The organism is Mycobacterium montefiorense (genome assembly GCF_003112775.1).
GTDB lineage: Bacteria > Actinomycetota > Actinomycetes > Mycobacteriales > Mycobacteriaceae > Mycobacterium > Mycobacterium montefiorense.
The window spans coordinates 62,226-81,016 of sequence record NZ_BFCH01000017.1 but is presented as its reverse complement, the minus strand read 5'-3'; the positions used below and the strand labels follow the sequence as shown (position 1 = coordinate 81,016).

The 18,791-nt window shown below is 67.2% G+C and carries 14 protein-coding genes, 1 tRNA gene and 1 pseudogene; 7 read left to right on the top strand and 9 right to left on the bottom strand.

The features are described 5' to 3' along the window. Positions 1 to 22: 22 nt before the first annotated feature. From selB to DB708_RS10340, 3 genes and pseudogenes are all read right to left on the bottom strand, one after another. Positions 23 to 1,816 (bottom strand): selenocysteine-specific translation elongation factor, encoded by a 1,794-nt coding sequence (selB, locus tag DB708_RS10350; RefSeq protein WP_201263504.1) that lies wholly within the window; start codon positions 1,814 to 1,816, stop codon positions 23 to 25. Next, positions 1,816 to 3,106: pseudogene (gene selA / locus DB708_RS10345) on the bottom strand (L-seryl-tRNA(Sec) selenium transferase). The gene selB and the pseudogene selA overlap by 1 nt, the downstream one beginning before the upstream one ends. A gap of 29 nt (positions 3,107 to 3,135) precedes the next feature. Beyond that, positions 3,136 to 3,231: transfer RNA gene (locus DB708_RS10340), tRNA-Sec, on the bottom strand. Between the two features lie 258 nt (positions 3,232 to 3,489). Between DB708_RS10340 and selD the strand changes: the two genes are divergently transcribed. Beyond that, entirely contained in the window at positions 3,490 to 4,473 is a 984-nt protein-coding gene (gene selD / locus DB708_RS10335) for a selenide, water dikinase SelD (RefSeq protein ID WP_108921858.1), read from the top strand. A gap of 6 nt (positions 4,474 to 4,479) precedes the next feature. On the opposite strand, the gene nrfD is transcribed toward selD, so the two are convergent. The 4 genes from nrfD to DB708_RS10310 are packed head-to-tail and all read right to left on the bottom strand — an operon-like array spanning position 4,480 to position 10,762. Next, positions 4,480 to 5,574, bottom strand: coding sequence for an NrfD/PsrC family molybdoenzyme membrane anchor subunit (gene nrfD / locus DB708_RS10330; protein WP_108921857.1), 1,095 nt, complete (start codon positions 5,572 to 5,574; stop codon positions 4,480 to 4,482). Beyond that, entirely contained in the window at positions 5,571 to 6,554 is a 984-nt protein-coding gene (locus DB708_RS10325) for a 4Fe-4S dicluster domain-containing protein (RefSeq protein WP_108922232.1), read from the bottom strand. The genes nrfD and DB708_RS10325 overlap by 4 nt, the downstream gene beginning before the upstream one ends. Then, positions 6,529 to 9,825 carry a formate dehydrogenase gene (gene fdh / locus DB708_RS10320; RefSeq protein ID WP_235616716.1) on the bottom strand — a complete coding sequence of 1,099 codons (3,297 nt, stop codon included), beginning with the start codon at positions 9,823 to 9,825 and terminating at the stop codon, positions 6,529 to 6,531. The genes DB708_RS10325 and fdh overlap by 26 nt, the downstream gene beginning before the upstream one ends. A gap of 49 nt (positions 9,826 to 9,874) precedes the next feature. Beyond that, positions 9,875 to 10,762, bottom strand: coding sequence for a fructose bisphosphate aldolase (locus tag DB708_RS10310; protein ID WP_261859420.1), 888 nt, complete (start codon positions 10,760 to 10,762; stop codon positions 9,875 to 9,877). Between the two features lie 171 nt (positions 10,763 to 10,933). Here DB708_RS10310 and DB708_RS10305 point away from each other — a divergent pair, with 171 nt between their 5' ends. The 4 genes from DB708_RS10305 (at position 10,934) to DB708_RS10290 (ending at position 14,543) form a co-directional block, all read left to right on the top strand. Then, positions 10,934 to 11,545 (top strand): TetR/AcrR family transcriptional regulator, encoded by a 612-nt coding sequence (locus DB708_RS10305; RefSeq protein ID WP_108921853.1) that lies wholly within the window; start codon positions 10,934 to 10,936, stop codon positions 11,543 to 11,545. Positions 11,546 to 11,582: 37 nt separating this feature from the next. Next, positions 11,583 to 12,749 carry an acyl-CoA dehydrogenase family protein gene (locus tag DB708_RS10300; RefSeq protein ID WP_108921852.1) on the top strand — a complete coding sequence of 389 codons (1,167 nt, stop codon included), beginning with the start codon at positions 11,583 to 11,585 and terminating at the stop codon, positions 12,747 to 12,749. Between the two features lie 85 nt (positions 12,750 to 12,834). Then, entirely contained in the window at positions 12,835 to 13,254 is a 420-nt protein-coding gene (locus DB708_RS10295) for a hypothetical protein (RefSeq protein ID WP_108921851.1), read from the top strand. 107 nt (positions 13,255 to 13,361) lie between these two features. After that, complete coding sequence (locus tag DB708_RS10290; protein ID WP_133250998.1) at positions 13,362 to 14,543, top strand: MFS transporter; 1,182 nt, start codon at positions 13,362 to 13,364, stop codon at positions 14,541 to 14,543. A gap of 17 nt (positions 14,544 to 14,560) precedes the next feature. Here the strand turns inward: DB708_RS10290 and DB708_RS10285 are convergent, their stop codons facing one another. Next, positions 14,561 to 15,664, bottom strand: a complete 1,104-nt coding sequence (locus DB708_RS10285) for an LLM class flavin-dependent oxidoreductase (protein ID WP_108921849.1) — start codon at positions 15,662 to 15,664, stop codon at positions 14,561 to 14,563. A 138-nt stretch (positions 15,665 to 15,802) separates the two neighbouring features. Here DB708_RS10285 and DB708_RS10280 point away from each other — a divergent pair, with 138 nt between their 5' ends. Then, complete coding sequence (locus DB708_RS10280; RefSeq protein WP_108921848.1) at positions 15,803 to 17,020, top strand: GNAT family N-acetyltransferase; 1,218 nt, start codon at positions 15,803 to 15,805, stop codon at positions 17,018 to 17,020. Between the two features lie 68 nt (positions 17,021 to 17,088). Here DB708_RS10280 and DB708_RS10275 read toward each other — a convergent pair whose 3' ends face one another. Continuing rightward, positions 17,089 to 18,030 carry an alpha/beta fold hydrolase gene (locus DB708_RS10275; RefSeq protein ID WP_165839795.1) on the bottom strand — a complete coding sequence of 314 codons (942 nt, stop codon included), beginning with the start codon at positions 18,028 to 18,030 and terminating at the stop codon, positions 17,089 to 17,091. Between the two features lie 102 nt (positions 18,031 to 18,132). On the opposite strand from DB708_RS10275, the gene DB708_RS10270 reads away from it, so the two are divergent. Then, positions 18,133 to 18,777 carry a DUF998 domain-containing protein gene (locus tag DB708_RS10270; RefSeq protein WP_108921846.1) on the top strand — a complete coding sequence of 215 codons (645 nt, stop codon included), beginning with the start codon at positions 18,133 to 18,135 and terminating at the stop codon, positions 18,775 to 18,777. Positions 18,778 to 18,791: the final 14 nt, after the last annotated feature.

Here is an 18,791-nt window from a genome sequence, read left to right as displayed (position 1 = left end):
GCGCGGCAATGGAATTGGTGGCTCAACGGACCACCTCGCGATGACCTGCGTCCAGCCGGCGGGTCCAGCCGCGGGCGTCGAGGTGTTCCAGCAACGGAATCGCCACCCGCCGCGTGGTGCGCAGCGCCTGGCGCGCCTGGCTCGTGGTGAACGGTTGGTCCAGCCGGGCCAACTCGCGCATCGCCAGTGCAGGTGCAGTGGGCAACAGCACCACCCCGTCGCGTAGCCGCAGCACCCGACCGGCACGCTCGGCCGCGGCCAGCTCGCGGCCACTGAGCTTGAGCGCCGACAGGTCGTCGACCTCCGGCGCACCGAAGGGTTCGGCCCGCAGTCGCGCTTCCAACTCGGCCACCGCGGCCTCGGCGCCACCGAGGTCGTCGCCGGCGCCGGCCACTCGAAGGTGGCCGGCTGCCTGCTCGAGTCCCGCATCGCGGGCGACAGCGTCGAGTAGCGACTCATCCGGCAGGGCCAGCAGGTAACCTGCAGCACCACGAGATAGCCCCTTTGCCAATGGATCTCGCGTATGTAGCTCCTCTACCGCGGAGCGTAACCGCCGCCGCCAAGCGTCATACGTCGCGCCGTGCACCCACCAGCCGTCGAGCACCCGCACGCCCGCAGGTACTGCGTCCGGTGACGACAGCAGCCCCAGCCGGCGCAGATGACTTTCCCGCACCGCACCGCGCCGAGCCACCTCGGCGCCGACGTCACCGGCGGCGTTCATGCCACTCAGGAACGCGGCGCGGCGGGTTCCGTCGCCACGGCGCCGCAACGCCGGGGCATCGGCATCGAGCACCAGAGCTCCACCGAGCACGCGCTGGCTGCCCGGGTCGCGCAGCACCAATCGGTCGCCGAGCACCAGCGGCAATCGCCGGTCGAGGGTGAGCCGGCCATGGTCGTCGTCGAACGGCCGCAGCCGCGCCGGCACCGCGGCGGTGCCGACATGCACCACAAGTTGCGCCGGTGCCTCGGTCAACGAGCCGCCGGTGGTGCGGCGCACGTCGAGGGTGCCGGTGCTCGGCCACGCGTCCGGCGTGACCAGGGCATGCCCGCGATGGATCACATCGCGCGAGACGCCGCGCAGGTTGAGTGCCACCCGGGCCACCGGGTCCAGCTTGGGATACGGCTCGCCCCGGCTCTGCAGACCGCGGATCACCACCGACTGCTGCTGGTCCGCGCCGAGCAGGTCCAGCCGGTCGCCGCGAGCCACGGTGCCGGCCGTGAGTGTTCCGGTCACCACGGTGCCCGCGCCGGTGATCGTGAAGGAGCGATCGACCCACAATCGCACCCGAGCGGTGGTATCGGGCGCGGGCAGCTGCCCCAGGACGCGGTCCAGGGTGGCGCGCAACTCGGCCAGCCCGGTCCCGTCGACCGCGGACGCAATGACACCGGGCGCGTCTGCCAGTCCGGTGCCCGCCAGCTCGTCGCGGGCCTGCGCCAGCACCGCGACGGCACGGTCCGGCGCCCGGTCGGCCCGGCTGATCACGATCAGGCCGTGCCGGATTCCCAGCGCCGCGAGCGCATCGCGGTGGTCGCCGGACTGTGCCTGCCAGCCCTCGTCCGCGGCGACGACGAAGCAGACCACCGGCGCGGGGCCGAGACCGGCCAGGGTGTTGGTCAGGAAGCGCTGGTGCCCGGGCACGTCGACGAAGGCCACCTCGCGGCCCGACGGCAACGTGGTCCAGGCGAAGCCGAGGTCGATGGTCAGGCCGCGGCGCCGCTCCTCCTCCCACCGGTCGGGCTGCATTCCGGTCAGGGTGCGGATGAGGGTGCTCTTGCCGTGGTCGACGTGGCCGGCGGTGGCGACGACGTGGGTGATCAGCGGTCCGCCTCGGGCATTGTTGCCAACGCGGTACGGACCGCGTCCAGCAGCCGATCGTCGTCGGACTCGGGGATGCAGCGCAGATCCAGCAGGCAGGCACCGTCGTGCACGCGCGGCAGCACCGCGGGGTCGCCCGCGCGCAAGGCGGCGGCCGCAGTCTCGGGGAGACGAACCGCCCAGCCGGGTAACGGCACGCCCGGGGCTCCACCGCCACCGACCCGCCCGTCGTGCGCGACGCTGGGCGCGCAGCCGCAACCGACCGGCGTCGGCATGCAGGGCCTGCGTCACCGGTGACGTGCCGGCCCGCACCGTCGCCTCCAGCGCAGCGAGGGTGAGCTTGTCGGCTCGAACCGCGCGCGCCAGCGGATGCCGCGCCATCCGGGTCACCATCTCCGCGTGGCCGAGCACGATGCCGGCCTGTGGCCCGCCGAGCAATTTGTCGCCGCTGGCGGTCACCACGTCGGCGCCCTCGGACAGCGTAGTGGCGGCGTCGGGCTCGTCGGCCAGCAGCGGATCGGGGGCAAGCAGCCCGCTGCCGAGGTCGACGACCAAGGGCACCCGCTTCTCGGCGGCCAGCGCCCGCAGCTCGGACACCGGGACGGCGGAGGTGAATCCTTGCACCCGGAAGTTGCTTTGGTGCACCTTCAATACGCATCCGGTTTGCGGCCCGATCGCGTCGGCATAGTCCTTCAGGTGGGTGCGGTTGGTGGTACCGACCTCGCGCAGGCGGGCGCCGGTGGAGGCGATCAGGTCGGGCAGCCGGAAACCGGCGCCTATCTCGATCAGTTCGCCGCGGCTCACCACTACCTCACCGCCGGCCGCCAGCGCCGTGGTAGCCAGCACCAGCGCGGCGGCGCCGTTGTTGACCACCAACGCGTCCTCGGCCGCGGGGCAGGCATCCAGCAGTGCTTGGCGAAGGGCGACGGCGCGCTTGGACCGGGTGCCGGTGGCGAGGTCGAGTTCCACGTCGACGTAGCCGCTCGCGGACACCAATGCTTCGACCGCGCTCGCGGCCAACGGCGCACGACCCAAATTGGTGTGCACGACGACACCGGTGGCGTTGAGCACGGGCCGCAACCTCGTGTTCCGGTGCGCGGCCAGGGCCGCCAGCACCGCTTCCTGCACCTGATCGGGCGGCAGGTCTCCGCGGCGGGCCCGGTCTTGGACGTCACGCACCACGACCCTGACCGCTTGCTCGCCCAGCCGCTCTCGCGCCTGCTGCACCGGCGGAAGCGCAAGCATTTGATCTGTGCGCGGAATCAGGCGGCGCGGGTCGACCCGTTTCACTTGCCTCCTCGACCTCCTCGGTCCGCGACTGGCGGAGGCGGACGGGAATCGAACCCGCCAGACCGAGATACTCGATCTCACCGGTTTTGAAGACCGGGGGGACCACCAGGAACCCAAACGCCTCCCTGCACAACGTAGCTTGGTCTGCGCCGATACCGATCGGCCCGCCTCCGAACGACAAACCGTCGACACGCTGGTACCGCGTTGCGGGTGCGGCTAGGGCGTCGAGTGTGCGGGTGTGGCGGCCTCGCCTGGCGTGTCACCGCCCTAGGCGCACACGCAACGAGCGGAACGCACCCGCGCACAAGCGTGTGACGACGTTGACAGTTGTCGCCGCGAGGCGGGCAGATTGTGGGCCGGCCGGCTGCTCGTAGGCTCGTGGCATGACCCAGATCCGGACGCGGCTCACCGGCTATGCGCACGGCGGTGGCTGTGCCTGCAAGATCCCGCCCGGCGAGCTCGAGGAAGCGGTCCGCGGCCTGGTCGGACAGACCAGCGGGAACGTCCTGGTCGGGCTCGATGACGGCGACGACGCGGCCGCGGTGCTGGTTGGCGATCTTGCCGTGCTGTCCACGGCGGACTTCTTCACACCAGTCGTCGACGATGCCTACGACTGGGGCCGGATCGCCGCGGCCAACGCGCTGTCCGATGTCTACGCGATGGGCGGACGCCCGGTGGTCGCGATCAACCTGGTCGGCTGGCCGCGCGACGTGCTGCCCCTCGAGCTGATGACCGAGGTGCTGCGCGGCGGACTGGCGGTGGCCGCCGAGGCGGGCTGCCCGGTGATCGGCGGCCACTCCATCGACGACCCCGAGCCGAAGTACGGCATGGCGGTGACCGGTGTGGCAGACCCGGACCGATTGCTGCGCAACGACGCCGCCCGGCCGGGCCTGCCGCTGACCCTCACCAAGCCGCTTGGTATCGGGCTGATCAACAATCGGCACAAGCAGACCGGTCAGGTGTTCGCGGATGCGATCGCGACGATGACCCGGCTCAACCGCGACGCCGCCGAGGCCGCGCTGGCAGCGGGTGTGCGTGCGGCCACGGATGTGACCGGCTTCGGGTTGCTCGGCCACCTGTACAAGATGTGCCGGGCCTCAAAGCTGGGGGCCGTCATCGACCACACTGCGGTACCGGTGCTCGACGCGGGACGCGAGGCGCTGCGCGACGGCTTCGTGTCCGGCGGGACTCGGCGCAACCTCGATTGGGTTCGCCCGCATCTGCGTCCCGGCGCTGGCGTAACCGAAGACGACCTGCTGCTGCTCGCCGATGCGCAAACCTCGGGTGGTCTGCTCGTGGTTGGCGAGCTACCGGGTCACCCGGTGATCGGCCACACCGTCGCGGGCGAGGGCATCGAGGTCCGTTAGTCCGGGTCAATCGGCGGTGGTGATCGAGTCGTCCGTGATGCCCGCCGCGCGGCGGGCGGCAAGCCGCCGCTTCTGCGGCTCCATCGTGTAGCGGGGGTCGCGGGCCGATTCCTTGCCCGCTTCGAAGAAGCCGAACCTCAGCATCGCCGACGCGGTCAGCAGCGCCAAGCCGGATAAGGCGGCGACATCGCGACGGTGCCCGCCCAGCAGCGCGCCCAAACCGCCTGCGGCGGCTAGTCTTTCGCTCCATGCGAGCAACCGTCCGGGTGTGCCGTGATGCAGCGGTTCTCTGGACACCGGGTCCATCCGGAACTCCGTGAACCTGGCGGAGATCAGGTCACCGATCGCCCCGATGACGGCGAGCTTGCGAGCGGGCCCGGCCTCGGCGACCGGGGTGGTGATCATTGCCAGCCCCGATGCGGCCAGGCTCGCCGAGCTGACGAAGACGAACGGCAGGTCCCTGTACGCGGCGTTCCACGTCGGGGTCGCGGTGTCGGTCAGCAGCACAGCGGTGTAGACGGCCAGCGGTGCCGCGAAGACAGCGGCTTCCAGTCCCGCCGGCCCTTCGACGGCGCGCAGCGCGGGCCGCAACGGGCCCAACGGGATTCGCTCGCCGATCATCCGGTCGATCTCGGACACCGCGGCGACCCCGATGCCTGCGCTGAAGAGGCTCAGAATCCACGAGCCGATGCTCATCGGAGACGTCAGTTTGACCGTCCGCAGCATGTTGACGAAACGCTCGGGCCGGCCCAAGTCCTTCACCAGCGCGACCGCGCCCAGCGACACCGCGACCAATGCGGACAGTCTTGTGTTGCGGCACAACGTTTTTCGTCCGGTAAGCTGCGCGCCGGCCGCCAACAGACCGGATCCGCCCGCGACGCCGCCCAGGAATAGGTACGCCGCCACTTCGTGTCCCCAGGGCGCGGGCTTGACCACCGGACGCCCGTAATACGAGGTGAACTCGGCGTCGGGCACCATCGGCATCTCGCGTGAGCCATCGGAACCACTGCCACCGCCCCGACGGCCCGCGCGCTTGCCTTTGCGGCGCTTACCGCCCGGGGGCTCCGGCGGACGGAAGCTGTCGAATTCCGAGGTGCTCATCGGCTCGTCCAGAACGCCAACGCCGCCGCGCCGACCATGCCGGCCGCAGCCATCCCGGCGCGCTTGAACATCGTCGGCAGGTCGGCCGTGCACACCCGCGGATCGGGCGGCAGACCGTAGACCTCGGGCTCGTCGAGCAGCAAGAAGACCGACCCGGTGCCGCCGACGCCGTCGCGCTCGTTGGCACCGTAAAGCCTTGCTTCGGTACGCCCTTCGGCGTGCAGTTGCGCGACCCGCTCGCGTGCGGTGTCCACCAGGTCGGCGTGGTCGCCGAACTTGATCGAGGTGGTCGGGCAGGTCTGGGCGCAGGCGGGAATCTGGTCCTCGATGAGTCGGTCGTAGCACAGCGTGCACTTCTGGGCGACGCCGGTGACGAATTCTTCTTGCGGGCGGCCGGGCCGTTCCACCGGTGTCGCGTACGTGCCGTCGCTGCGGCGCTCGACCACACCGAACGGGCAGCCGGCCACGCACGTCCCGCAGCCGTTACACACGTCGTGCTGCACCACCACCGTGCCGAACTCGGTGCGAAACAGCGCACCCGTCGGGCAGACGTCGAGGCAACCCGCGTGGGTGCAGTGCTTGCAGACGTCGGAGGACATCAGCCAGCGAAACTCCGGGGTGTCCGGCGGCTTCGAATCCGCCCGCGTGTCCGGGGCCTTGGGTGAGCCCGGCAGGGACGGCATGCCCAAGCCCACCAACGCCCGGCCCGATTCGCGGGCCTCCTCAATGCGCTCGCGGCCCTGCTCGATGAATGCCACGTGCCGCCAGGTGCTCGCCCCCAGCGCGCCGGTGTTGTCGTAGGACGAACCCAGCAGTTCGAGGTCGCCGTCGCGGGGATTGCGATTCCACTCCTTGCACGCCACTTCACAGGCCTTACACCCGATACAGATCGAGGTATCGGTGAAAAAACCCTTGCGCGGCTTGGCCGCTGCCCAACCGGCGTCGGCGGCGGGGTCAGTCGGCCCGGTCAGCTGCCCCATCGGCTGCCCTTCTGTGCTTCCCGCGCGGCGGGTCGATGATGTCCCAAACGGCTTCGGTGACTCGGATATTGTCCGTCTCGACCGTGGCGCCCGCACGAGACTGGTACTCGGCCACCAACTGCAACAGCGCCGCGCCCTGCGGCCTGCGGCCCGGTTGAATGTCGCAGGAGCCGGCTTTGGACTCCTGGATCTGCACGTTCGGATCCAGCGTCACGCCCAGCAGATCGTTGGCCGCGTCGCCGCTCACCACCGCGTCGCTGCCCACACCCCAGTGGTAGGGCAGCCCGATCTGGTGCACCGTGTGGTCCCCGATCCGCAGCGGCGTCATCCGCTCGGTGACCAGCACCCGCGCCTCGATCGCCGAGCGTGGCGAGATGATGGTGGCCCACCCGTAGGGCTCGAGTCCGCGTTCGGCGGCCAGCTCCGGCGAGACTTCGCAGAACATCTCCGGTTGCAGTTCGGACAGGTAAGGCAGCCACCGGCTCATGCCGCCCGCGGTGTGATGTTCGGTGAGCCGGTAAGTGGTGAAGACGTACGGGTACACATCGGCGCCGGGATCGCCCGCGCTCGGCGCGCTCAAATTGTCCTTGCGCGGGAAGATAACTCGCGAGGGGTTCTGCTGTTGCGGGTACAGCGCGTTGGCGACCGGCGACTCTTGCGGCTCGTAGTGCGTGGGCAGCGGCCCGTCGACCACTCCGGTGGGCGCGAACAGCCAGCCCTTGCCGTCGGCCTGCATGATGAACGCGTCGTCGCCGGCCAGCGCGGCGGGGCCGCCCAGCGCCGGGTCGGGGTGGCTGTTCGGCGCCCGGTCGACCACGAAGTCGGGGACGTCGTGACCGATCCAGCGCTGCTGGTGCGCGTCCCACCAGATGTAGCGCTTGCGTTCACTCCACGGGTTGCCGTCGGGGTCGGCCGAAGCGCGGTTGTACAGAATCCGGCGGTCGGCGGGCCAGGCCCAACCCCACTCCGACTGGCTCGGGCTGGCTCCGCCGTGGGGTACCCGGCGGGCGGACTGATTGGTGGCGTTCGCGTACACCCCGGAGTAGATCCAGCAGCCGGCCGCGGTCGACCCGTCGGCGCGCAGCTCGGTGAACGACGACACCGGCTTGCCGGCGTCGGGGCCGGTGAGGTGATAGCCGTTGTATTCGGCCAGCACTGCCTCGCCATCGATCTCGCCGTGCTCGTCGGTCCGATAGTCCCAGGTGAGGTCCAACAGCGGCCTGTCGCGCTCGTCGGTCGAACCGGCCAACCGCGCCCTGATCCGCTTGCCCAGCTCGTAGAAGAACTCACATTCGCTTTGGCAGTCGCCCGGCGGTTCGACGGCCTTGTGCCGCCACTGCAAGAGTCGCTGCGTCTGGGTGAACGATCCCGCCTTCTCCACATGGGTGGCCGCCGGGAAGAAGAACACCTCGGTCTCGATCTTCTCGGTTTCCAACTCCCCGGACACGATCTCCGGACCGTCCTTCCACCAGGTAGCCGACTCGATGAGGTTAAGGTCGCGCACCACAAGCCATTTCAGGTGTGCCATGCCGAGTCGCTGCATTCGGCCGTGGGCGGAGCCGACCGCCGGATTCTGGCCCAACAGGAAGTAGCCCTCCACCTCGTCGTCGAGCATGCCCATCACGGTCTGGTAGGTCCCGTGCGGTCCGGACAGCCGCGGCAGGTAGTCGTAGGCAAAGTCGTTGTCCGCCCGGGCCGCGTCACCCCACCACGCCTTGAGCAGGCTGACGGTGTAGGTATCTGCGTTGGCCCAGAAGCCTTTCTGCTGCTTGGAGCTGACGGCGTCGAGGTAGTCGGCAAGGGTGTCGTGCGTGCCCGCCTTGGGCATCGGCAGGTAGCCGGGCAGCAGATTGAACAGCGTAGGTATGTCGGTGGAGCCTTGGATGCTGGCATGGCCGCGCAATGCCATGATGCCGCTGCCGGGACGGCCCACGTTACCGAGCAACAGCTGCAAAATCGTTGCAGTGCGGATGAATTGGGCCCCGAGAGTGTGCTGAGTCCACCCGACAGCATAGGCGAAGCAGGTCGTGCGTTCGCGGCCGGAATTCTCGACGATGGAACGCGCCAGATAGTCGAAGTCCTCCAGGCTGATGCCGCAGAGGTTCTTGACCATCTCCGGCGTATAACGGGCGTAGTGCCGCTTGAGGATCTGGAACACCGTGCGCGGATGCTGCAGAGTGTCGTCGCGCAGCACCGCAGCGTGCGCCGACGCCGGGCCGGCGCCGCCGTCGGATTCGGTCCCTACTTCTTGATAGGCCCATGACGACGGGTCGTACTGCCCGGTCTCTGGATCGAAGCCGGAGAACAGGCCGCCGAGTTCTTCGGCGTCGCAGAAGTTTTCGCTGATCAGCGTGGCCGCGTTCGTATACGCGACGACGTACTCCTTGAACCACAGGTCGCCAGAGATGATGTGGTTGATCAGCGCACCGAGCAGCACCACGTCCGAGCCCGCCCTGATCGGGATGTGCTTGTCCGCCACCGCCGAGGTGCGAGTGAAGCGCGGATCGATGTGGATCAGCCGCGCCCCCCTGGCCTTGGCTTCCTCAACCCACTGGAATCCCACCGGATGGCACTCGGCCATGTTGGAGCCCTGGATGACGATGCAGTCGGCGTTGGCCATGTCTTGCAGTGATTGGGTGGCGCCGCCGCGCCCGAAGGAGGCTCCCAGACCGGGAACCGTGGCGGAGTGTCAAATACGAGCTTGGTTCTCGATCTGAATCGCGCCCGCGGCGGTGAAGAGCTTCTTGATCAGATAGTTCTCTTCGTTGTCCAACGTGGCGCCGCCGAGCGCGGCGATCCCCATGGTGCGGCGCAGCAGATTGCCCTTCTTGTCGATGTCCTGCCAGGTGTGGCGGCGGGACTCGAGGAAGCGGTCGGCCACCATGTCGATGGCGGTGTCCAACTCGAGGCGCTGCCATTCGGTCGCCCGCGGAGCGCGATAGAGCACCTCGAGCTGCCGGCCCGGCGAGTTGACCAGTTGCTCGCTCGCCGATCCCTTGGGGCACAGCCGGCCGCGCGAGATCGGCGAGTCGGGGTCGCCTTCGATCGCAACAACCTTCTCGTCCTTGACGAACACCCGTTGGCCGCAGCCCACCGCGCAGTACGGGCACACGCTTTGCACGACCCGGTCCGCGGTCGTGGTGCGCGGGGTGATGGCACGGGTTTGCTTGGACGTCACCGCCGGCCCGCGGCCGAATACGTCGCCCGAACGCAGCTGACGGATGACGGGCCATTCGAGGAAAATCTTGGGCGAGGGCAGCTTCGGAGCCATGGCTTGAACACTAGTGGGCGTCATCCCGAGCGTGCGCCGTGGGCAGCGGTTATGTGATCGAGGCCGCGTAGATCTCGTCGATATTGGATCCGAGCTTGGAGTCGAATTCGGCGTCGGTCTGCTGGGCGGTCAAGCCCTCGGTCAACGCCCGCGAGAAACTCGCGATCAGTCCGTGATTACGGGCCAGGATTGTGCAACTCTCAACGAGGCGGTAGCCGCCGGACAACGCGACCACCCGCAGCACCCGGGGGTGCTCGATCAGCGGCGCATAGAGGTTGTCTTCGTCGGGCAACGTCAGCTTGAGCATGACCTGCCGGTCGCCAGGGAGTTCGTCGAGTTTCGTGTGCAGCGCCGCCGCCAGCAGGCCGTCTGCCTTGGGTTTGTCGGGGCACTCGATGCTGACCTCGGGCTCGACGATCGGCATCAGTCCGCGCTCGGCGATTTTGTCGGCGTACTCGAATTGCTGGTCGACGATGGCTTTGATGCCCGCCTCGTTGGGCTCTTGGATGAACGAGCGCATCTTGGTGCCGAAGATGCGCTTATCGACGGCCCGCTTCAACAGGGAGTCGAGCTTGGTCATCGGCTTCATCAGCTGCACACCGTTTTCGGCATCGCTGAGCCCCTGGTCGACCTTCACAAACGGCACGATGTGCTTCTGCCTCCACAAAAACGCCGCGGTCTCCTCGCCGTTGATCGCCCGGTCCATGGTCTGCTCGAACAGAATCGTTGCCAGCACCTGCTGGCCGGAAAAGCTTGGGCTCGCCATCAGGCGCTCACGCATCTCGTGGATGAGATTGAACATCTGCTCGTCGCTGTCGTACGCGTCCTGCTCAATCCCATACAGCTTCAAGGCTTTTGGCGTGCTGCCGCCGCTTTGATCCAGGGCGGCGATAAAGCCACGCCCCGACGCCATCGCGTTGCGTTGCTCTTCGTTCACTGTGATCCCTCCGTCGGTGCCTGATCCGGGCTCGGGGCCGGATGCCGAGAACCCGCGGCCCCCGAGTGCCAGCATTGCGCACCGCCGCCCCATCCGGCTACCGCCTGCGGATGGGCGCACACCCCGGACCTGTGTTTGCCTTCCGCGATAGTGAGTGAGTACTCTCTCACCATGCCTGACTCGGGGCGCGATCGGCTGCTGGCGGAGGCGCTGAAGCTGTTCGCCGCCAAGGGCTACGCGGCGACATCGGTCGCCGATATCCAGCGGGCGTCCGGCCTCGCTCCGGGATCGGGCGCGTTGTACAAGCACTTTGCCTCCAAACGCGAGCTGTTAGAGGCCGCGGTCACCCACCGGATCGACAGCATTGTGGCCGCACGAGAGCAGTTCGACGCCGGGCGGCCGGGCAGCGTCGAACAGACGGTGCGTACCGCAGGCCAACTGATCTGGAGCAACCTGAAGCAGAGCGAGGATTTGCTCAAAGTCATGCTGCGCGAACCCGAAGTGCTCGGCGATCTCGACGAGAAGACGTGGCAGGTCATCACCGACAACGCCTATCAGCGGTTCGCCGATGAGCTCGCGGCATCCAATCGCGCCGGCCGTACCAGCATTCCCGATCCCGAGGCCGCCGCGGCCGTCGCGATCGGTTCCTTGTCCTACGCGGCGACGCTGCAGGCGCTGTCCGGCCGGTTGCCGGGCAACGTCGACGAGGATCGCTACTTCCAGGCCTGGGTCACCCAGACCGTCGGCGTCCTCGCTCAGCACACCAACCCCAAAAAACCCTAGAAAACCCAGCCCATCAACATCTTCCAGGAGACATATCGTGACCTTCTCAATGCAACTGAGCGACGACGTGATCGCGGTGCGCGATTGGGTGCACCAGTTTGCGGCCGAGACCATCCGCCCCGCCGCGGCCGAATGGGACGAACGGGAGGAAACCCCGTGGCCGGTGATTCAGGAGGCCGCAAAGGTCGGTCTCTACTCCCCTGACTTCTTCGCGCAGCAGGCCGCCGAGCCGACGGGCCTCGGCTTTTTGACCGCGTTCGAGGAGATGTTCTGGGGCGACGCCGGAATAGCGCTCTCCATCATGGGAACCGGGCTGGCCGCAGCGGCCTTGGCGGGCAACGGAACTCCCGAGCAGCTGGGTCAGTATTTGCCCGAGATGTTCGGTACGCCGGGGGACCCCAAACTCGGTGCGTTCTGTTCGTCGGAGCCCGACGCGGGTTCCGATGTAGGTGCCATCCGCACTCGGGCGCGCTTCGACGAGGCGACGCGCGAATGGGTTCTCAACGGCACCAAGACCTGGGCGACCAACGGCGGCATCGCCAATGTGCACATCATCGTGGCATCGGTCTATCCCGAACTGGGTGCGCGCGGACAGGTGTCCTTCGTCATCCCGCCCGGCACCCAGGGTCTGGCTCAGGGTCAGAAATTCAAGAAGCACGGCATCCGCGCTTCACACACCGCCGAAGTGGTGCTCGACAACGTCCGGCTGCCCGAGGATTGCATTCTCGGTGGCCACGAGAAGTTCGAAGCCCGGATCGCCCGGGTCAAATCCGGCACCTCCGCGGGCAACCAGGCGGCGATGAAGACCTTCGAGCGCACCCGGCCCACAGTCGGCGCGATGGCCGTCGGCGTGGCTCGCGCCGCCTACGAGTACGCGCTCGAATATGCCTGCCAGCGTGAGCAATTCGGCCGTAAGATCGGCGAGTTCCAAGCCGTGGCCTTCAAGCTGGCCGACATGAAGAGCCGGGTCGACGCCGCCCGCCTACTGGTGTGGCGCGCCGGCTGGATGGCCCGCAACAACCAGAACTTCGACTCCGCGGAGGGGTCGATGGCCAAGCTGGTGGCAAGCGAGGCCGCGGTATACGTCACCGACGAGGCTATCCAGATCCTCGGCGGCAACGGCTACACCCGCGACTACCCCGTTGAGCGGATGCACCGCGACGCGAAGATCTTCACGATCTTCGAGGGAACCAGCGAAATCTAGCGCCTGGTGATCTCGCGGGCGCTGACCGGACTGCCCATCCGTTAACACCGGATACGGGTCCGTCAGTTCTGATAGCTTCTGATTCGTGAGGCGTGCGGTCGTCGCGGCAATCGGATTTGTCTTCGTTGGCTGCTGTGCGGGAACTCCTCAGGCCGCCGCGGATAACCCGGTCTGCACGGCGTCGATGTGCGCGTTCTTGTCTCCGTCGCGAAACATCAGCTGCGAGATCAACTACAAGCGTGATCCGGGCATCTCCGATGAAGCCTATTGCCAGACGAACGAGCCGCCGCAGTCCGCGCATCTGTCCACGGGCGGAGTCATCACCAGCTGTAAGGGTGTGTCTTGCGTCGGCAACGCGGGTGAGGGCACGCCGACCCTGGCTTACCGCCAAACCGCCGGCGTAGGACCATTCAGCTGCACGTCGAAACCCGACGGAATCACCTGCACCACCTCCCCGGGTCACGGGTTCACGATCTCTGACGCGGGGATCACCACCATTGGATGACGGTGCGCTTTCCGTCCCTTTCCGCGCGCTAATCGTCCGGGCCTAAATAGCTTTGACTGCCCGCTACGTAGTACTCAAGAAGGTACTTGCGTCGGAAGGGCCCCATCATGCCTCGTGCGGTGTCAACCCGAGTCGGGCTCTATTTCAGCTTGCTCCAGCTTGTCTTCGGCCTGACCTGGGTGGGATACGTCATCTACCTGCCGCGGCTCGCGGCGCAAGCCGGCATCAACGCCGGCGTGGTGGGCTGGCTTCTGGTGTTCGACCAGGTCATCTTCGCGATGTGCGACTGGGCGGCCGGCGCCGCCGTCGACCGGGTGGCGCGGGTGGTCGGCCGGGTGGGCAAGATCATCGCGGCGGTGACGGCGGTCTCGACGCTGGCCTTTCTGCTGCTGCCCTTCGTATCACGTTCCGGCACTCACCTATTCGTCGTGTTGATCATCGTGTGGGCGATCACCTCCTCTGCCCTGCGCGCGCCGCCGCTGGCGCTGCTCGGTCGCTACACGACAGCGGACCGGCAACCGTGGCTCTCATCGCTGTTCGTCCTCGGTGCGGGCGTCGCCACCGCGTCGACGCCTTTCCTCACCGGACGTATCACGGCATACGATCCGCGAATCCTGTTCGGCGCATCGGCCGTCTCTGTCCTTGTAGTGACCCTGTCGATCGGCTGGGCCGAAAAGACGCTGCACCGCGCCGCGCCGCCCGAGAGGGCCGGACCCACTAGATTCCGGGTTGGCATCTTGGTTGTGTTCCTGGTGGCGGTTTTATTGGCGCATACGGGATTCCAGGTGCATTCCTCGATCAATGCGCAGCGACTCTTCGCCAAATACGCTAGCCCCAGCGATGTTCCAACCCTGTTGTCGGTGTTCTGGGTCGCATTCGCACTGCTGACGCCCTTGGCTTCCTTGTTGACGAAGCGCCTCGGCGGCGCGCTCACCATGGTGTCGGGGGCACTGCTGGCAGCCGGATCAGCCTGGGCCGCAGCACAAGCCACCGACGTCGTCTCGCTTTGCATCGCTCAATTCGTCTGCGGCGCGGCATGGGGCGCCGTGATGGTCAGCGCGGTGGTTGCGGCTTTTGCGATCGGCCGCGACGGCCGTGAGGGAACGGTGGTCGGTGCGACCTTCTCGGTGATCGCGGTGGCGACGATGGCGCGTATCGCGCTGGTGACCGCTCACGGTGATCGGGTTGCTGCGGTGGCGTCCGCGTTGCCCTGGCTACCCACCGTGTCATGGCTGGCCGCGGCGTTACTCCTGCTGCCGGTCATGCGCCGGATGCGGCGACCCGATTAGGCTGCCGCGCCGAGACGCTACGCCGAAACGCGATTTCGTTCAGTCTTTCCCAACAGCGGCAACACGCCTTCGGCGAACCAGTACGCCTCTTCCGGGTGGGGGTAGCCGGAAAGGATGAACTCGTCGAAGCCCAGCGCGTGGTATTCGCCGATCAGGTCTGCGACTTCCTGGTGGCTGCCGACCAGCGCGGTGCCGGCACCGCCGCGGACCAGACCCACACCCGCCCACAGATTGGGATAGATCTCCAGCTTGTCGAGCTGCCCACCGTGCAGCGCCGTCATCCGTCGCTGCCCCTCGGACTCCGAACTAGCATGTAGCGCCGTGGCTTTGGCGATCTGCTCGTCGCTGAGATCGGCAAGCAACTCGTTGGCGACAGCCCAGGCTGCCGCCGAGGTATCCCGGCTGATGGTGTGCAGGCGAATCCCGAATCGGATCTTCCTGCCACGCGCGGTGGCCTCCGCGCGGACCTTCTCGATCTTGGCGGCCGCCGCCTGCGGCGGCTCACCCCAGGTCAAATAGACGTCCGCAAACTCGGCCGCGATCGGCAACGCCACCCCCGAGGAGCCACCAAAGTAGATTCCCGGCAACGGATCCGGCGGCGACGAGACTCGGGCATCTTCAACGGTGTAGTGCTTCCCGGCGAAATTCACCGAATCCTGCGTCCACACCGATCGAACGATCTGCAGGAACTCGGAGGTGCGTGCGTAGCGCTCGTCGTGTCCGAGATAATCGCCGAAACGGCGTTGCTCGGCGTCGTCGCTGCCACTGACCACATTCAGCAACACCCTGCCCTCGGAGAACCGTTGCAGCGTCGCGGTCTGCTGTGCGGCCAAGGTGGGCGGCACCAGTCCGGGGCGGAAAGCGACCAGGAACTTGAGCCTTTCCGTTTCGGACAACAACGCGGCCGAGGTCAGCCAGGCGTCTTCACACCAGGTCCCGGTCGGCGTCAGCACTCCCTCAAAGCCGAGCCGGTCGGCGGCGCGAGCCACCTCGGCCAGGTAGCGCCGGCTCGGGGCGCGATACCCGTTGGGAAGATCGCGGTTGGACGACGCATGGGAACCGCCGACGATCGACCGGCCATCACCGGTGGTGGGCAGAAACCAGAAGAATTTCGCAGACATCTCTCGCCAAGCTAGGTGTCCCGGGAGCGCAGGACAAGTTGGATTCTGGGTGGGTTTAACTGATCGGCTGCGCGTTCAGTTGGACTAAGTTCCCGGGGCGTCGACGCAGCCGCGGCGCGGACAAGCCATGATGGCGCAATGACCACCGAGATCCGCGTTCTCGACAGCGAGTGCGACCTCATCGCTGCGCTAAATGTGTTTCGCGTCTCGATGGTGGGCTTTCCGCCGATGCCGGATCTCCCGCCCGGGCAGATCACCAAGCTGCTCGACCCCGGGCGGATGATCGGCGCATTCGTCGATGGACAACTGGTCGGCTCCGCGTATGCCGCGACGAGCACGCTGACCCTGCCCGGCGGAGCCAATGTGGGCCACGCCGCCGTCACAGACATCGGCGTGCTGCCGTCGTTCACCCGAAGAGGCATCGCCACCGATCTGGTGCATCACCAGCTGAACGACTTCGCGGCGCGAGGCGAGGTGGTCGCGTCGTTGCGGGCCTCGGAGGCGACCATCTATGAGCGATACGGCTACGGCGTGGCAAGTTGCGCGCAGAGTGTCCAGATTGCGACCGCGCGGGCGACATTTCGCGCCGATGTCGGGTCCGGGGGTCCGGTCCGACTGGTATCCGCCGACGAAGCTTGGGAAATCCTGCCCCGGATCTATGACGCCAACCGGCCATCGCGTCCGGGCACCATCTCCCGCCCGAGTATGTGGTGGGAGGGCGTGCGCCGTCGCGCGCACGCATCCTCGGAGGCTTGGTATGTCGCGGTGTGCGGTGAGCCCGGTGCCGAGTCTGGTTTCGCTCGCTACCGCCCGATCGACACCGACCGGTGGTTCGTCAGCGACCAGCGCACCATCGTGGTCGAGGATTTCTTCGCACCGACCACCACCGCCTATCTGGGGCTGCTGCGCTTCCTGCTCGGCCTGGACCTCATTGACCGAGTGACGTTTTGGATGCTGCCGCTCGACGATCCGCTGCCGTCGCTATTGGTCGACCGCCGGGCGGTGCAGGTGACCGCGATGCATGACGAGACCTGGCTACGCGTCATCGACGCGCACAGGGCGCTCGCAGCACGGTCCTACATCGGAGACGGCGCAGTCACCATCGCCGTCAATGATCCACTGCTGCTGCACAATTCAGCTAGCTTCACGATCACCGGCGGCGGTGCCGAATCGACGACCGGGCGCGCGGACCTCCATGTCGGGATCGAGGGGCTGGGGGCGGTGCTGCTGGGCGGCACCAGCTGGCGCAGTCTCGGGGTGGCCGGGATGGTCCGGGCCGGGGACCCCGCGGCACTGGCCGTGGCCGATGAGCTGTTCGCGGTTCGCGAAGCCCCCCATGCCGGAACGTTCTTCTGACAAACGCTCTCGGACAAGGACTCGCTGACGCCGTCGGCGCCGGCCACTGCTACGGCGGCTGCGGTGGGTCAGCGGTTAGAGGCAGACCTTTGCATCATCAGACGGACTGCGGCGACGACCAAGTCGGGCTGGTGGAGTTGGACGAAGTGGTCGCTGCCGGTCGCGATCAGGTGAGGCGTCTGTGGCCGCAGCGTGATCAGATCCGCCGTGGCTTCTCGCCACGCCTGTTCCAGCTTCTCGCCCTGCTCGGCTGGGACGCTGCCGGGAATCGCGAACGGCTCTGTCCTGGTCAGCACGACGGTGGGAACGGGCGGAAAAGCCGGGGCCGCGGCGACCTGCGCGACGCTCTTCTCGATGTCGATCTCCTCGAACGAAGGCTCATTCGCGAACTGCGGCAACGGCTGGTCCAGCTGCTGGCGATAAACCGGCCAGTCCGATCCCAGCAAGCTCGGAATCTCGACGGGAAATGCGTCGACGAACACCAGCGCGCGCACCTGGTCGGGATAGGTCTGGGCGTACAGCCGAACGAACAGCCCGCCCAGCGAGTGCCCGACCAGAATGTAGGGGCCCGGAACATGCGCGGCGGCAAGCAACGCATGCAGATCCTGGACAACATCCTGCGCGCTGCGTGGCATTGCAACCGGTGAACTGCGGTCGGTGATGCTGGGTGGATCGGGAAATCGCAAGGTGCCGGGCCGGTCGTAGGCGCAGACCCGGTGGTCGTCAGCGAGGGCAGGCAGGACGCCGGGACCTACCGCCGGCACGGCCACGTCGGACAGACTCCATGGATCCGACGAGTTGTGGTAGCCGGATTCCAAAATGACTGTCGGCCCGCCTTTTCCGTGGCATTCCAGATAGAGATGCCGGCCATTGCCGATCTCGATCGGATTGGCGACGTCGCCACCGGCGCCTGAAGTCCGGTTGTTCCCCGGGTGGCCACCGCATGCCACCAGCACGGCCAGTAATGGAAGAGTCGACAGGAATCGGCGGGCGCCGTCAGCGTTGGGCATCGCGCCATTGTGCGGGTAGCCGGCCCCGCGTGACAGCATTCTGGGGAAGATTGCGCTACCGCGGGCGCTTCGGCCCGCCCTGCCCGGGAGGTTCAGCCCAACTTGGCCACCACGCGTGGGGCAGCCCTCTGGGTCGTCGCGGCCATCGGTTACCTGGCCCTCGAGGCGGTCGCCGCTGCGGGTTTTGAGCCCGGCTACAGCTACGCGCACAACTACATCAGCGATCTCGGCGTTTCTCGCGGCAAGCTGATTCACGGCCAGATGGTCTATTCGCCGCGTGCTTACTTGATGCATATCGCGTTCTACCTGCAGGGCATGCTGTTCTTTCTCGGAGCATCCTTGATGGTCGGCGTATCCGATAATCGAAGGGCCCGAATATTTTTGGGCACGGTTGCCGTGAATGCCGTCGGCAATTTCGTGATTGGGACAATCCACAGCGGCAGTGTGCACATCGTCGGCGCTGTATTGGCCATTGTCGCAGGAAACGCCGCCATTCTGACGGGAATCACGGCCATCCGGGTGGTTGCCGAGCGACCTTGGTACCGCCGGATCTCTAAACTCCTTGCCGCCCTGGGCCTGTTGAGCATGGTCGTGTTGATGCTCAATTCGGCGACGGCAAAGACCATCCTGCTGCCCGATGGGGCCTGGGAACGCGCAAGCGTGTACTCGATTACCCTCTGGCAGTTGCTCACCGGCGCCTGCCTGTTGGCCACTCGGCGCCGCCAAGCCGGGCGACTTGGGAGATGATGCAACAGTGACGG